The 14222-nt window shown below is 64.8% G+C and carries 12 protein-coding genes and 1 tRNA gene; 6 read left to right on the top strand and 7 right to left on the bottom strand.

Going from position 1 to position 14222, the window contains the following annotated elements; genetic code table 11:
• Positions 1 to 4: 4 nt before the first annotated feature.
• Positions 5 to 1063: a phosphotransferase family protein gene (locus tag CIT39_RS21505; RefSeq protein ID WP_094972034.1), complete on the top strand. Its 1059-nt coding sequence runs from the start codon at positions 5 to 7 to the stop codon at positions 1061 to 1063.
• A 111-nt stretch (positions 1064 to 1174) separates the two neighbouring features.
• Here the strand turns inward: CIT39_RS21505 and argE are convergent, their stop codons facing one another.
• Both argE and CIT39_RS21495 read right to left on the bottom strand, forming a co-directional pair.
• The gene (argE, locus tag CIT39_RS21500) at positions 1175 to 2353 is read right to left on the bottom strand and encodes an acetylornithine deacetylase (protein WP_094972033.1); all 1179 of its coding nucleotides are present in this window, start codon (positions 2351 to 2353) and stop codon (positions 1175 to 1177) included.
• A gap of 931 nt (positions 2354 to 3284) precedes the next feature.
• On the bottom strand, positions 3285 to 4070 hold the full coding sequence (locus tag CIT39_RS21495; protein ID WP_094972032.1) for an SDR family NAD(P)-dependent oxidoreductase: 786 nt from the start codon (positions 4068 to 4070) through the stop codon (positions 3285 to 3287).
• Positions 4071 to 4204: 134 nt separating this feature from the next.
• On the opposite strand from CIT39_RS21495, the gene CIT39_RS21490 reads away from it, so the two are divergent.
• From CIT39_RS21490 to CIT39_RS21480, 3 genes are all read left to right on the top strand, one after another.
• Positions 4205 to 4903 carry a histidine phosphatase family protein gene (locus CIT39_RS21490; protein WP_162308606.1) on the top strand — a complete coding sequence of 233 codons (699 nt, stop codon included), beginning with the start codon at positions 4205 to 4207 and terminating at the stop codon, positions 4901 to 4903.
• Positions 4904 to 4971: 68 nt separating this feature from the next.
• Entirely contained in the window at positions 4972 to 5739 is a 768-nt protein-coding gene (locus tag CIT39_RS21485) for an SDR family NAD(P)-dependent oxidoreductase (RefSeq protein WP_094972030.1), read from the top strand.
• A 107-nt stretch (positions 5740 to 5846) separates the two neighbouring features.
• Positions 5847 to 7811, top strand: a complete 1965-nt coding sequence (locus CIT39_RS21480) for an AI-2E family transporter (protein ID WP_094972029.1) — start codon at positions 5847 to 5849, stop codon at positions 7809 to 7811.
• 7 nt (positions 7812 to 7818) lie between these two features.
• Here CIT39_RS21480 and CIT39_RS21475 read toward each other — a convergent pair whose 3' ends face one another.
• A complete protein-coding gene (locus CIT39_RS21475; protein WP_094972028.1) occupies positions 7819 to 9054 on the bottom strand; it encodes a serine hydrolase domain-containing protein in 1236 nt (411 codons plus the stop codon).
• Between the two features lie 151 nt (positions 9055 to 9205).
• On the opposite strand from CIT39_RS21475, the gene CIT39_RS21470 reads away from it, so the two are divergent.
• Positions 9206 to 9281, top strand: a tRNA-Trp gene (locus tag CIT39_RS21470).
• Between the two features lie 155 nt (positions 9282 to 9436).
• Here CIT39_RS21470 and CIT39_RS21465 read toward each other — a convergent pair.
• The 3 genes from CIT39_RS21465 to CIT39_RS21455 form a co-directional block, all read right to left on the bottom strand.
• Positions 9437 to 10198 (bottom strand): glycosyltransferase family 2 protein, encoded by a 762-nt coding sequence (locus CIT39_RS21465; protein ID WP_094972497.1) that lies wholly within the window; start codon positions 10196 to 10198, stop codon positions 9437 to 9439.
• A 140-nt stretch (positions 10199 to 10338) separates the two neighbouring features.
• Positions 10339 to 10848 (bottom strand): hypothetical protein, encoded by a 510-nt coding sequence (locus CIT39_RS21460; RefSeq protein WP_244607421.1) that lies wholly within the window; start codon positions 10846 to 10848, stop codon positions 10339 to 10341.
• 6 nt (positions 10849 to 10854) lie between these two features.
• On the bottom strand, positions 10855 to 11361 hold the full coding sequence (locus tag CIT39_RS21455; RefSeq protein ID WP_094972027.1) for a hypothetical protein: 507 nt from the start codon (positions 11359 to 11361) through the stop codon (positions 10855 to 10857).
• A 174-nt stretch (positions 11362 to 11535) separates the two neighbouring features.
• Here CIT39_RS21455 and CIT39_RS21450 point away from each other — a divergent pair, with 174 nt between their 5' ends.
• A complete protein-coding gene (locus CIT39_RS21450; protein ID WP_162848663.1) occupies positions 11536 to 13185 on the top strand; it encodes a hypothetical protein in 1650 nt (549 codons plus the stop codon).
• Here CIT39_RS21450 and CIT39_RS21445 read toward each other — a convergent pair.
• Entirely contained in the window at positions 13175 to 14209 is a 1035-nt protein-coding gene (locus CIT39_RS21445; RefSeq protein WP_094972026.1) for a Gfo/Idh/MocA family oxidoreductase, read from the bottom strand. The two genes, CIT39_RS21450 and CIT39_RS21445, sit on opposite strands and share 11 nt — an antisense overlap.
• Between the last annotated feature and the right edge of the window lie 13 nt (positions 14210 to 14222).

The raw sequence follows: 14222 nt of genomic DNA, 5'->3' as shown, positions 1-14222 counted from the left end.
CACCGTGGCTGACGGCGTCAGGAAAGACGAAGAATTCTCCGGCACCAAGCCGGTCGAGGAGCGGCATCGTATCGACGAGATGCGGCTCGAAGCCTGGATGCGCGACAACGTCGAAGGCTTCGAGGGGCCGCTGGTCGTGCTCCAGTTCAAGGGCGGCCAGTCCAATCCGACCTACCGGCTAAACACGCCGAAGCGTTCCTACGTGATGCGCAGGAAGCCGTTCGGCAAATTGCTGCCCTCGGCGCACGCGGTCGATCGCGAATATCGCGTGATCGCAGCGCTCGGCAAGCAGGGTTTCCCGGTCGCGCACGCCTATGCGCTGTGCCAGGACGACGGTGTCATCGGCGCTGCCTTCTACATCATGTCGATGGAGGAGGGCCGGGTGTTCTGGGATCCGACGTTGCCGAGCCAGACTCCGGAAGATCGCCGCAAGATCTTCACCAGCAAGATCGAGACGCTGGCGAAACTCCACATGTACGACCCCACGGCGATCGGCCTCGGCGAGTTCGGCAAGCCCGGCAATTATTTCGCGCGCCAGATCGACCGCTGGACCAAGCAATATCGGGCGTCCGAGACCCAGCACATTCCCGAGTTCGAGAAGGTCGCCGAATGGCTGCCGCGCACGGTGCCGGAGCAGGCCCGCGTCTCCGTGGTGCACGGCGACTATCGCCTCGACAACATGATTTTCCATCCGACGGAACCGCGCGTGCTGGCCGTGCTGGACTGGGAACTGTCGACGCTCGGCGATCCCATGGCCGACTTCACCTATCTGCTGATGCAGTGGGTCATGCCGGGCCTCGACGGTGCCGACCTCAAGACGCTCAACATTCCGAGCGTGGAAGAAGCGGCGCAGATCTATTGCAACGTTACCAAGATGACGGTGCCCGATCTGAACTGGTACTTCGCCTACAATCTGTTCCGCCTCGCCGGCATCACCCAAGGCATCGCCGGCCGCGTCCGTGACGGCACCGCGGCGAACGCCAAGGCGCTGGAGTCAGCCAAGCGCACCGTGCCGCTGTCGAAGGCGTCATGGGAATACGCGCAAAAGGCGGGCGCGGTGTAAGTGCTCTTGTAGGGTGGGCAAAGGCGCGAAGCGCCGTGCCCACCATCTTTCCAGATCTATGGCGCAATCGGTGGGCACGCTTCGCTTTGCCCACCCTACCGGCATCATCGCCTACGACGCCGTCTTCACACAATGCGCGATCAGCTTCTCCACGAACCCCGCGCACTTCTCCAGCTCCGCCATCTCCACGAACTCATCCGGCGTATGCGCCTGCGCGATCGAGCCCGGGCCGATCACCACTGACGGCACATCGGCCATGCTGGCAAACAAGCTCGCTTCGGTGCCGAACGCGACCTTGGCGTGGTCGTTGCGCCCCGCGAGGCTCTTGGCGAGCGTGACGATCGCCGCGTCGGCCGCGGTGTCGAGCGCGGGGTAGTCGAGGATCTCCTCGAAATCGATGCCGCAGTCCGGATGTCGCGCCTTCATCGCCGGCTCAAGCTCGGCCTTGGCCCAGGCCACGATCGCATCCGTCACCTCCCGCGACTCGGTGATGCCGATGCCGCGGCATTCGAAATCCACCGTGCAGGTATCGGGCACGATGTTCAGTGCGGCGCCGCCATGCACGATGCTGGTGAGCAGCGTCGAGTGCGGAACGTCGTAGAGGCTGTCGGTTGCGCGCACGGCCGCAAGCGCCACGGCGCGGCGGCGGATCTCGACGATCAGCTCGGCCGCGTATTCGATCGCGTTGACGCCGTCGGGCGCAATCGAGGAATGGCGGGCGAGCCCGTGAAAGGTCGCGCGCACGCCGTGCTTGCCCTTGTGGCCGATGATGACCTTCATCTCGGTCGGCTCGCCGATGAAGGCGCCGAGCGGTTTGATCCGTTTCTTCGCGACCTCGCCGAGCATCGGCCGGACGCCGACGCAGCCGATCTCCTCGTCATAGGAGATGGCGAGATGGATCGGCGTCGTGAGCTTGGCCTCGACCATCTCCGGCACCATGGCAAGGCACACCGCGACGAAGCCCTTCATGTCGGTGGTGCCGCGGCCGTAGAGCTTGCCGTCGCGCTCGCCCAGCTTGAACGGATCATGGCTCCAGTCCTGGCCCACCACCGGCACGACGTCGGTATGGCCCGACAGCACCAGGCCCGGGCGGTCCGCGGGGCCGATCGTGACCCACAGCGAAGCTTTTTGCCCGGTTGCGTCCACAAAGCGCTCGCCCTTGATGCCGAACCCGGCGAGATAGCTCTCGATGTGTGCAATCAGCGGCAGGTTGGTGCGATCGCTGACGGTGTCGAAGGCGACGAGGTCGGCGAGGAGTTTTCGAATCCGGTCGGGTCTTGAGCTCTGCATTGTCTCGTTCTGTCAGGGGATGGAGGCCCAGTGCTTGCAGGAACCATACCAACGTGAGGGCCGGGCGGGCAAATCAACATAGGCCCAGAGACCAGTAGCCCGGGTGAGCGGAGCGATACCCGGGACCGCTCGTGCCGCGAATCCCGGATGTCGCTTCGCTCATCCGGGCTACAATCCCTTGCGTTGCCCGACGGGCAAAACACGCCATGGATCGGTCAACGCTCACGCCGAAAATATTCCACTTTACCGAAATTCGGAAAGGGCGTATGTGTCGCCTCAACCCGGCCCAAGGAAGAGGGGCGTATCGCGATCGTCACGAACGCGGGCCGGGCGGCGGTGGACGCAGATGACATCGGCGCGAAGGGTTTTGCAGGGCGGGCAACCGTGAGCAAGGCGCCTCGCGCACACGACCGGTGTAATCGGCGTACGGCAAAATCGTGTGGTCCTGGCGCCCGGGGTCTGTGCGCCAAGTCTTGTGGTGATGTATGTCGTCCAACCGGATGCGTGCGTCAGCCATCCGCAAGGCGACGGGGGCAATAGCGCAACGCTCCCCGGGGAGATCACGACATAAGCCGTAAAGCCACTGCGCAGGGAAGGCCGGGATGTCCTGGCTACACCTGTATGCCGCTGTGCAGCTTCTTGTAGCGCAACCTTCGCACAGTGGACCGCGGGTGCCAGCCGGCGCCCGGTCTTCCCTGCGCCCTTTTCCAATCGAGGGCGAAGCGATCAGGCAAAGCTCGGGCGAAAAGCGCCGCGAGGATGATCAATCATGTGTGTCGTTGAACAAAGGTCTCGTGCCCCGGACGCGGCGCTGCACGAAGTGATGTGCGGCAGAGCCGGGGCCCATGCATCAGCGGGTGCCGTGGCCTGCTGGGTCCCGGCCGAGCGCAGCAGCGTAAGTACGCTGCAGCGCGTCCGGGACACGCGAGTGTCAAACCGGCTTGCCCGTATACGGCATCGACGCGGTGAGGCCGCCGTCCACCGGGAACGCCTGGCCGTTCACATACGAGGCTTCGTCGCTGGCCAGGAACAGGCCCATCGCCGCGAGTTCGTGCGGCTGGCCGGGACGCTTGAGCGGATTGAGCTGGCCGATCTTGTCCTGTGTGCCGCGCTCCTTGGCGCGGTCGAAGATTGGCTTGGTCATGCCGGTTTCGATCAGGCCCGGGCATACCGCGTTGATGCGCACGCCGGTGCCAGTGAGCGAATACGCGGTGGTCTGCACCAGGCTGATGACGCCGGCCTTGCTCGCGGCATAGGGATGTCCGCTGGCGCCGGCCTTGAGGCCCGCGACGGAGGCTGTCAGCACGATTGCGCCGGACTGCTGCTTCACCATGTGCGGCATCGCATGCTTCACGGCGAGGAACGGCCCGATCAGATTGATGCGCAACACCTCCTGCCACTGCTCCACGGTCTGCTCGCCGAGCGGAACGAGCCCGCCGGAGACGCCGGCATTGGCCCAGATCACGTCGAGCCGGCCATGCGTCTTCACCGCCTTGTCGATCACGGCCATCACGTCGGTTTCGGAACCTGCGTCCGCGATCATGGCTTCCGCGATGCCGCCGGCCTTTTTCACCTCGTCGACGGTCTCCTTCACCGCCTCGGTGCGATCGACTGCGATCAGCTTGGCGCCTTCCCGGGTGAACAGCAGCGCGGCGGCGCGGCCGATGCCGCTGCCGGCGCCGGTGATGATGACGGATTTGCCTTGCAGGCGGCCCATGCGTTTCTCCCTCTGGTGGCTCGCGCGACGCTTGCCGCGCGACGGAATTTCAAACAAGATTTCAAACGGTAAAGTGTCTTGAGACACGTTCACACCTGACGTACAGCGACATCACACGGGATGGAAGGGTTTCGATGGCAGGCGCAGACAAGCCCAATGTGGTCACGACACGGTGGTGGTGGGTTCGGCACGCGCCGGTACGCAATGACGGTGGCAATATCTACGGGCAGAGCGATCTCGCCTGCGACACCAGCGACACCTACGTGTTCAATGCCGTTGCCAAGGTGCTGCCGCGCAAGGCGGTCTGGTATTCGAGCAATCTGATGCGCACGCACCAGACCGCGGCAGCGATCTGGGCGGCCGGCTACCCGAAGCCTGCGTCGATGCCATGGGAAGCAGATCTCGCCGAGCAGAATCTCGGGAAGTGGCAGGGCATGAACCGCGCCGCCTTCATCGCGAGCCGCCCCGTCGGCTCGAGCTGGTTCGCCGACATCAACGAGCCCGCGCCCGGCGGCGAAAGCTTCATGGACCTCTACAACCGCACGCGCCGCACCATCGAGCGGATCAACGCCGAGGCGGCCGGGCAGGACGTGATCGCGGTCGCTCATGGCGGCACGATCAAGGCGGCGCTCGGACTTGCACTCGAGGGTCAGCTTGAGAAGGCTCTGTCGTTCGACATCGACAATTGCTCGATCACGCGCATCGATCATTTTGCAAGCCCCGAACGCACGGTCTGGCGCCTGCCGATGGTGAACCAGCAGCCCTGGATCGCGGATGACGCGCATGCGGCGATGCATCAACTCGCGGGACCGGAAGTCAAGAAGCTCGCCTGAGCCGTTGTCCGCTCGCGCGACCGCGGCATAAGCTCAGGCCAATTCAAATCATACTCTGGGAGAGACACATGACCTTGTTCGACATGAAGGGAAAAGTCGCCGTTATCACGGGATCGACGCGCGGCATCGGGCTTGCGATTGCCGAGCGCATGGCCGAGCACGGCGCCAAGGTCGTGATCTCCTCGCGCAAGGCCGACGTCTGCGAGCAGGTGGCCAAGGGCATCAACGACAGATACGGCAAGGGCACCGCGGTCGCGATCGCCGCCAACATCTCGTCGAAAGAGAATCTGCAAAACCTCGTCGACGAGAGCAACCGCGCCTTCGGCAAGATCGACGTGCTGGTCTGCAACGCCGCCTCGAACCCGTATTACGGCCCGCTCGCCGGCATCTCCGACGATCAGTTCAGGAAGATCCTCGACAACAACATCGTCGCCAACAACTGGCTGATCTCGATGGTGGTGCCGCAGATGATCGAACGCAAGGACGGCTCCATCATCATCGTCTCCTCGATCGGCGGATTGAAAGGCTCGACCATCCTCGGCGCCTATGCGATTTCCAAGGCCGCCGACATGCAGCTCGCGCGCAACCTCGCCTGCGAATACGGCAAGGACAATATCCGCGTGAACTGCATCGCGCCCGGCCTGATCAAGACCGACTTCGCCAAGGCGCTGTGGGACAACCCGGAGAACCTGAAAGCCTCGACCGCACGCTCACCGCTGCTGCGCATCGGCATCCCCGACGAGATCGCCGGCGCGGCGGTGTTCCTGGGATCGAAGGCCGGCGACTTCATGACCGGCCAGACCATGGTGATCGACGGCGGCGCGACGATCAGCTGAAGGCGGCCCGCAACGGCGCAGGGCATGGGTGAGCAGGAACTAACCCCATGCCGGGCCGTTAGACCGCGCAGTCCTGGGGCATGACGCCAGGACCAGAAGCGAGTCCGATGATCCCTCCGGTGATCAAGCCGCAATCGACTGACGACGTCTTGGCAATCGTCGTCACGGTCGGCGTGGCGATCCTGAGCATCATCATCATCGGGGCGCTTTACCTGGGACGGGAGATCTTCGTCCCCGTCGCGCTCGCCATCCTGCTGAGCTTCGTCCTTGCGGCGCCCGTCAGGCTGGTTCAGCGTCTTCATGTTCCGCGCGCGGCGGCGGTGGTCGGGGTCGTGCTGTTCGCCTTCGCGGTGATTTTCGCGCTCGGCAGCGTGATCGCAACGCAGCTCAGCGGGCTGGCTGGAGATCTGCCGAAGTACCAGACCACAATCCTCTCCAAGATCCAGTCGGTGCGCGGCGTCGCCGGCGGCAGTTCCACGCTGGAGCGAGCCGCAGAGATGCTGCAGGACCTCGGCAAGGAGCTGGACAAGCCCAAATCCGTGGCGCCGGCCAATCCGCTGACCTCAGGCCCAGCTGCCAAGACCGGCGTCAAGCCGGTCCCGGTCGAGGTGCTGCAGCCCGATCCCGGGGCACTCGAGAGCCTGCGCTCGCTGATCGCACCCCTGGTATCGCCGCTGGCGACGACGGGGATCATCGTGATCTTCGTGATCTTCATCCTGATCCAGCGCGAGGACCTGCGCAATCGCCTGATCAGGCTGGCCGGCTCTCATGACCTGCAGCGCACCACCGCAGCGCTCGACGACGCCGCGGCACGACTGAGCCGGCTGTTCCTCAACCAGCTCATGCTCAACACCGGATTTGGCGTGTTGATCGGCAGCGGCCTGTGGCTGATCGGGATTCCCAGCGCGGCGCTGTGGGGCATTCTCGCAGCCGTGCTGCGCTTCGTGCCCTATATCGGTTCGATCATCGCGGCCGCGTTCCCGCTGGCGCTCGCAGTGGCGGTCGATCCGGGCTGGTGGATGCTGGCGTGGACCGCGGCACTGTTCTTCGTCATCGAGCCCTTGGTCGGACATGTGGTCGAACCGCTGCTATATGGCCGCACCACCGGGCTGTCGCCGGTGGCTGTGGTCGTCTCCGCGACGTTCTGGACCGCGCTTTGGGGACCAATCGGACTGGTGCTCGCGACGCCTCTCACCGTCTGTCTCGTCGTGCTGGGTCGCCACGTCGAACGGCTCTCCTTCCTCGACGTCATGTTCGGCGATCGTCCGGCGCTCGCACCCGCCGAGATCTTCTATCAACGCATGCTGGCGGGCGATCCGACCGAGGCGGCCGAGAAGGCCGAACTGTTTCTGAAGGAGCGGTCGCTTTCGGCCTATTACGACGAAGTGGCGATCAAGGGCATGCAGCTCGCCCAATCGGACTTCGACCGCGCCGCGCTGGACCAGACGCGGCTCGCCCGCATCCGCGACACGGTGATCGAATTCGTCGACGATCTCTCGGATCAGGATGACGGCCACCCCGTCGGTAACGGGCAGGTCGCAGATGCCGAGGTTGTCGATGCGATCGAGGCCGTCGCGCCTTCCAGCGATCAGCCGGACATCCCCGTGCTAGATCCGGAGGCGGTCGCGGAGCGATTCCGCGGCGAACATGCCGTGCTTTGCATCGGCGGCCGGACCATGCTCGATGAGGCTGCTGCCATCATGCTCGCGCAGCTCTGCCGTGCGCACGGCGTTGGCAGCCGCGTCGAAGGTCCCGAAGCGCTGTCGACGGCCAACATCTTCCGCCTCGAGACGTCGGGCGTGGCGCTGGTCTGCCTGAGCTACATCGGCATCACCAGCCCCGCGCATCTGCGCTATGCGGTGCGGCGGCTCCGGCGCAAGCTGCCCGGCGCCGCCATCATGATCGGATGCTGGGCCGAAGGGGTCACCAATATCGACGAGTTGCGCGAGACCGGGAAGGCAGATCTGTTCGCCACCTCTTTGCGCGAAGCGACGCAGATTATCGTCTCGATGGCGCAGGGCGACGATCATATTATCTCGCCAGAGTCGTCCGTTCGACAGGCCAGCGCCTGAACGCGCGCTACTCCACCGCCGCGTAAACGAGGTCCCGCACCAGCGTCCGCGTAAAATCGCGCTGGCCGGGGCCCTGGCTCATGAACACCGCGAACAGATCCTCCTGCGGATCGATCCAGAAGAACGTCCCCGCAATGCCGCTCCAGAAATACTGGCCGACGCTGCCGGGGAACGGTGCGATGCCGGCCTCGCGGCGCACCGCAAAGCCGAGGCCGAAACCATGGCCGGGCGAGAGCAGGGTGCCGTTGGTTACAACCTGCGGACCGAGGTGATCGGACGCCATCAACTCCAGCGTCTTGCGGCCGATGATCCTGTTGCCGTCGAGCGTGCCGCCGTTGCGCAGCATCAGGCAGAAGCGGGCATAATCCATCGTGGTCGAGACAAGGCCGCCGCCGCCTGACTCCATCACCGGCTGTTCGTGCATGTTGAACAGCGCGACCTTGTCGCCGGTCCACGGATCGGCCGCGAACGGCTCGGCAAGCCGGCCCGCATTGGCTTCGGAGGTCGAGAAGCCCGTCTCGGCCATCTGCAGCGGCGCGAGCACGCGCTCGCTGAGGAACGCACCGAGCGACTTGCCGCTGACGACCTCGATGATGCGGCCGAGGATGTCGGTGGAGCGGCTGTAGTTGAATTCCGCGCCGGGCTGGCAGACCAGCGGGAAGCTCGCGACCAGAGCGGCGTGCTCGGCATTGGTGATCTTGCGGCTGCGGACGCGGGACTCCTGGTAGAGCTTGTGCACCGGGCCGTCGCCCTGATGCTCGTAAGTCAGGCCCGAGGTGTGGCGAAGCAGGTCCTGCACGGTCATCGGCCGCACCGGCGGCACCAACTCCAGCTTGCCGTCCTTGACGATGCCGACCTGCTGGCTGGCAAACTCCGGGATGAACTTGGCGACGGCGTCGCCGAGCAGGAGGTGGCCGTCCTCGACCAGCGCCATGATGGCGACCGAGACGATCGGCTTGGTCATCGAGAAGATCCGGAAGATCGAATCCCGCGTCATTGGTGCGGCGGCCGCCGGGCTCTGCCTGCCGAGTGCCTCAAACCAGCCGATTTGGCCGCGCCGCGCTACCAGCACCGTGACCCCGGGGACAGTTCCCTTGTCGATCTCGCGCTTGAAGGCATCCGACATGGCCTGGAGGCGCGGGCGCGACAGCCCGAGCGTCTCCGGGCGAGCCTCCGGCAAGGGCGGGGTGTGCGGCCCGATCGTGGCCTGTGAGGCGGCTGTAGCGGTCGCTGTGGCGGTCATGGGCGCTCCCAATTGTTTTTCATTGTCGGGAGACAAGTGTGGCCCAGAAACCCCAGTACAAACAAGCGAAGTCGGCGCGGTTCACCCTTGCAAACCGGCCGTCGCCTGTGCTTGAAAGCGGCCTGATCCGAAGCGGCGACGCGGGGTCTGTAGGAGTGTAGCTCAATTGGTAGAGCACCGGTCTCCAAAACCGGGGGTCGCAGGTTCGAGCCCTGCCACTCCTGCCAGTCAAATCAACCACTTAAGTCAGCTGCTGGCAGGATAGGGACGAGGCGTCCCGCGGGCGAATCGCCACGCGTGAGCCCATCTCATCATGCGCGAGCCTATTCACCACGCGCGTGCCTATCCGCTTGACGTCCGGGGTCGGCAGGCCAAGCGGAGCCTAGCGCGCCGGGGCCCGCTCCGCGTCATCGGGAATTTGGCTGAGATCGACGTGCCGGATGGGAACGCGGCGCAGTAGCGACACGATGGTGCCGCCGAGCTCGAGATAGGTGCGCAGCCGCAGCGCGCGGGACGAGCCCTTCAGCTCCGCATTCAGGCTCACGGGCACCTGGACGTAAGTGAGGCCGAGCTGGAGCAGCGAGATCAGGGCGCAGATCTGGTAGCCGTAGCCGTCGGCCTTGACCGCGATCTGGCGCAGCCATTTCACGGGGTAGACGATCATGCTGTGGTAGTCGGACAGCCAGAAGCCGAACAGGCAGTTCAGGATGAACCGAAGCGAGTGCGACTGCAGCGAGCGGTTGACGGAGCGGTCCGACTGGTTGTCGCGATAGGTGATGACGAGGTCGGCGGCGCCCGCCGCCTTGAACATCTGCGCAATCCCCTCGTTCTGGAAGGCGTGATCGCCGGGAATGAGCGTGATGGCATCGAATTTCGCGCGCGACAGGGCGTATTCGAAGCCGGCCCCGACACCGCGCGGCTCGGCGTTATGCTGCACGACGATGCGCGGCTCGCCGGCCGCGAACTCGTCCATGATCGCACCGGTGGAGTCGGTGCTGCCGTCGTCGATCAGGAAAATCTCGAAATCGTCGAGCAGCTCGCGGGCGAGCGGCAACACGCCGTCAATGGTGTCGGCGATCTTGTCCTGCTCGTTCAGTGCAGGGATGACGATGGTAAGTTTCTTGGCCGCCCTGGAAGGTGTCATCTCATGCCGCCTGTTGCCGGCCACTCTACTGGTGGAACCCCACCGCAACTCTAGGTCATCTGGGCCGAGCGAACAATAAGGGGGCGCAGATATGCCCTGCAGAACCGGCACGAAGCCGCCGATGTGTGTGTTCCCGGCAACTATTCGGAAAAATCATAGAGACTGGTATCGCCGATGCCGAAGGCCCGGCGCAGCTGTCCGACGCGGCCTGCCATCTTGCGGCCCGCCGCCGTCGCCGCGAAGCGTGAATCCACCGGTTCGACCAGGCCGCCGTCGACCAGGTTCCTAATTCGTCCCTGGAACAGATCTGGAACCTGCCGTTCGATGATCTCGGACAGCGAAGCCCTCCGCTCGGGCCGGTCGACCACGCCGAGCAGAATCTCCAGGGAAACCGATTTGTACACTGCGCCAAAAGCGAAGACGTAACCCATCACGCAAAAACCGAAAATCGACGCGGCGTCCCAGTACTGAAATTGCGGGACAACGAGGATTCCGAGCAGCACGCCGAGACCATGGGTGAGGATCGCGGCGATCGCGAGCAGGGTGACGGCTCCAACCGACCATCCGCGTGTGCGGGCCATGAGCTGCAAGGCAGGCGACAGCAGGGCGAAGGTGACGGCGGCGAGGAATCCGACAACGAAGGACATCATGGCCTCTCACCCAAGGCCCGTCGACAGACGAACGAGTTTGACGAGGCGCGCGATCGCCACCCCCTTCGCCGTCGGAGCCAGCCTGCCGTCTGCCGCGATCACCATCCCCGCGCCGACCAGGAGTTTCAGGCGGTTGTGCGTGAAAGAACCGAGATCGCCGCCCTGCATGTAGGCTACGGCCCATTGCTCCAGGGTGAGGGGACGTTCGGCCTTAACGAGTGCCGTGAGCAGCGTCAGCGTGAAGCCCCAGGCCAGCAGGCTGAACAGGATGTAGCAAAACATCATCGCGGTCGCGAGCAGGAACAGGCCGCCAAGCACGTCGTCGAACTGGCGTTGACCGGGAAGCGCGATACAGGCGATCGCGTAGAGGGCCAGGATGCTGACGGAGCCGAGCCGGAAGCGGCGGCCGGATCCGCCGGTGGCGGCGATGCGCGCATAGCACAGCAACAGCAGCGGCAGCGCGACGCTGAGACCAATCGCAGCGGCTTGCGCCGGGCCCGGTAGCATGTTCATTGCGGAAAATCGCCCCGGAGGTCGCTCAGGCCCAGCCAGAGCGAAAGTCTATAAAAGGTCGAATTTTTCCGGTCAAGGGAGCCCATCGTCCCGCCCTGCATCCCGCCTTGCGGACGTCGCGCAGGCGTGCGACTCCTTGCCGGCGATGCCGTTCCTCCGTCCGAGATACCCCCATTGCTGCGTGCGATAGTCGTCCTCCTCGTCGTGCTGCTGGCTGCGCATGCGCCGATGCTCCTGAACGACGGTCCCTTCATGGACGACTGGCTGGTGCTCAAGCCGCGTCCGGACTATTTCATCGACATCGATTTCCTGCTGAACGGCGCCGGTCATCCGATCTTTTACAGCTACGACAAATTCGCGAACTGGACGGGCGCCCCTGTCGCCGTGATGGTCTCGCTGGCGTTCGCCGGGATCGTCTTTGGCGCAATGTCGCTCGTGCTGACCGCAACGCGTCTCGGTCTGCTCGACCGCGCCGAGGCGGTCGGTTTCGCGCTGATCGTCTGGACCTATCCCGGCTATCAGCTGTGGGCGGGCAAGGCGAACGCGGTCTACGTCTTCAGCTTCGGACTGCTGTTGATCGGCGCATGGCTGTTGACACTGGCGTTCAGCGCCCGCGGCCTGCGGCGCGTGCTGCTTCGCGTGGCCTGTTCGCTCGTGTTCCTGCTGAGCTTCGCGCTCAACTCGACGATCGTGCTCTATGCCTTCGTCGTGCTTGGTCTCTTCGTTGCGATATGGCGGGGCGGCAAGGCGGCTGACGGCTTGGTCCGCCGCACATGGCTCGCATCCTGGCGCTGCGCCCTGTTCTATCCGGAATTGATGGTGCTGCCCCTGATCTACTGGGGCACGCTCAATATCTGGTTCAAGCGGATCGGCGTCTACACGCAGCACTATGACGCCCATCTCCCGAGCTTGCGCGAATTGGCTGGAGGATGGTTGGCATTCTTCATCACCGGCTACAGGGACGTCGTGGTTCACGCGTTGCGCGCGGCGATCGCGGTCCCGGCGCTGTTCATCCTGGCGGCGATGCTCGTCGTCATTGTCCTGCTGCTGCGTGCCGACACGAAGCCGACCACGTCCAGACTCGCGATCGCCTTGCCGCTCGCACTCGCAGTGGTCCTGTTCCTCGCATTATCGTCGCCCTATCTGATCGCCGGCCTGCGGCCGTCGTCCACGCATTTCTACGAGAGCCGTCATCTGCTGATGTTCGGTGTGCCGTCGGCGCTGGTGTTTCTCGCATTCAAGCGGCTGGCCGAACGTTGGATCACGCCCAGCGTCGCCTTTGCGATCATGTTCGGATCGGGCCTGATCCTGTCGATCGGCATGCTGTGGAGCGACTACGTCTTCATGCAGGCGAGAACGCTGAAGCAGGAGGCCCTGACGCGCGACCTTGCCGGCCGGCCCCAGCCCGCGGCGACGGTCTATGCGCTCGATGACGGCTTTGTCGACTACCCGTCACGGCACGTCCCGTTCGGCCTCGCCGAGGTCACGGGCATGCTGCGCCTCGCCTGGGGCAATCAGCCCTTCTTCGGATTTGCACTGCGCGCCGAACGACCCGACATCCTGCGGGGCATGGACGAGGCGCGGACGGCTCCGGGAAGCGCATTCCATCATTTCGATCCGACGGGGCCGCAGGCGACGATCTCGTTCCAGCCGGGCCCTGGAGCGGCGCCGAACCAGACTCTGGTGCGGAAATACTATGCGTGCAGGCTGCTGGCGCGGTGCGATGTAGCGGAGTTCCTGGCGCAGCTGGCGCAGGTCACCATCAAGCTTGGACCCATCCCGGGCATCCTGCCGCTCGAGAAGGATGTCGCGCCTAGCCGCTAGAGCGCTGTTTCCAAACGGTCTCCGCAAGCGCGATGTCGGTCACTGAATCCGCGCCGGAGGCCAAGGGCACGCCTCGTGCGGCGACATCGAACACGAAGGCGTCGGCCTGGCGCCGGAATGCCCAGCTCGTTTCACCCGTCAGGTGCGTGCTCTGACCATCGTGCTCGACGATGACCTCCGCCTCTTGCTCGGCAAAGGGTGGAGGTAATTCCAGGGTCACTGCGCCGCGCTCGAAGTCGATCGTCAGTCCTTCGCGCCAGGCACCGTCTGATCCGTTCACGAGATCCAGCGTGCATTCGGTGCCGTCGAAATCGAGGATGATGCGCCCGGCACCCGAAGCCTCGATCGCGCTTTCGGCAACCGTCGGCGACGATCCGAGCAGGTAGCGCGCCAGATTGATGACATGGCTGAAGACGTTCAGAAAATTGTCGTAGCCGGGACGCATCGCGCGCGGCATCCAGTCGGGACCATCCTGCCAGAGTTCGATCCCGTCCGGTCGCGCTTCGCCGGTCATCACGAAATTGTCGTGCGAGCGGCCGGTGTCGCCGCCGAAGCACCAGCCTTTTGCCCGGACGATGCGACCGAGCGACTGGTCGTTGCGCAAGCGCGCCAAAACCTGCAGCGCCCGTGCCACGCCGGCATCGTGACGCTTCATGTAGCCGATACTGTAGACGAGGTCTTGCCGCCGCGCAGCTTCGACCAGCGAAATGGCCTGGGCCGTCGTGTAGGCCATCGGCTTTTCCGACAGCACGTGCCGCCCGCTGTTCAACGCGTCCAGCACGATCGGGCCCGTGGCGCGACGCTTGGTCACGACCACGACGGCGGACACCGCGCTGTCCGCGAGCAACTCGCGGTGCGTGCCGTAAACCCGGGGGATGCCGAATTTCTGCGCCGCGGCGGCAGCGAGGTCGGGCCGGAGATCGGCAATCGCCACGACGCGGCAGGCGGGATTGGCAGCGAAATTGGCGAGGTGGCACATCTGGCCGACCATGCCCGTTCCGATGATGCCAATGCCTGGCTTCACTGGCTACGATCCC

Origin of the sequence: Bradyrhizobium symbiodeficiens (genome assembly GCF_002266465.3) — a bacterium.
Classification (GTDB): domain Bacteria; phylum Pseudomonadota; class Alphaproteobacteria; order Rhizobiales; family Xanthobacteraceae; genus Bradyrhizobium; species Bradyrhizobium symbiodeficiens.
This window is presented reverse-complemented; position numbering and strand designations above follow the sequence as displayed.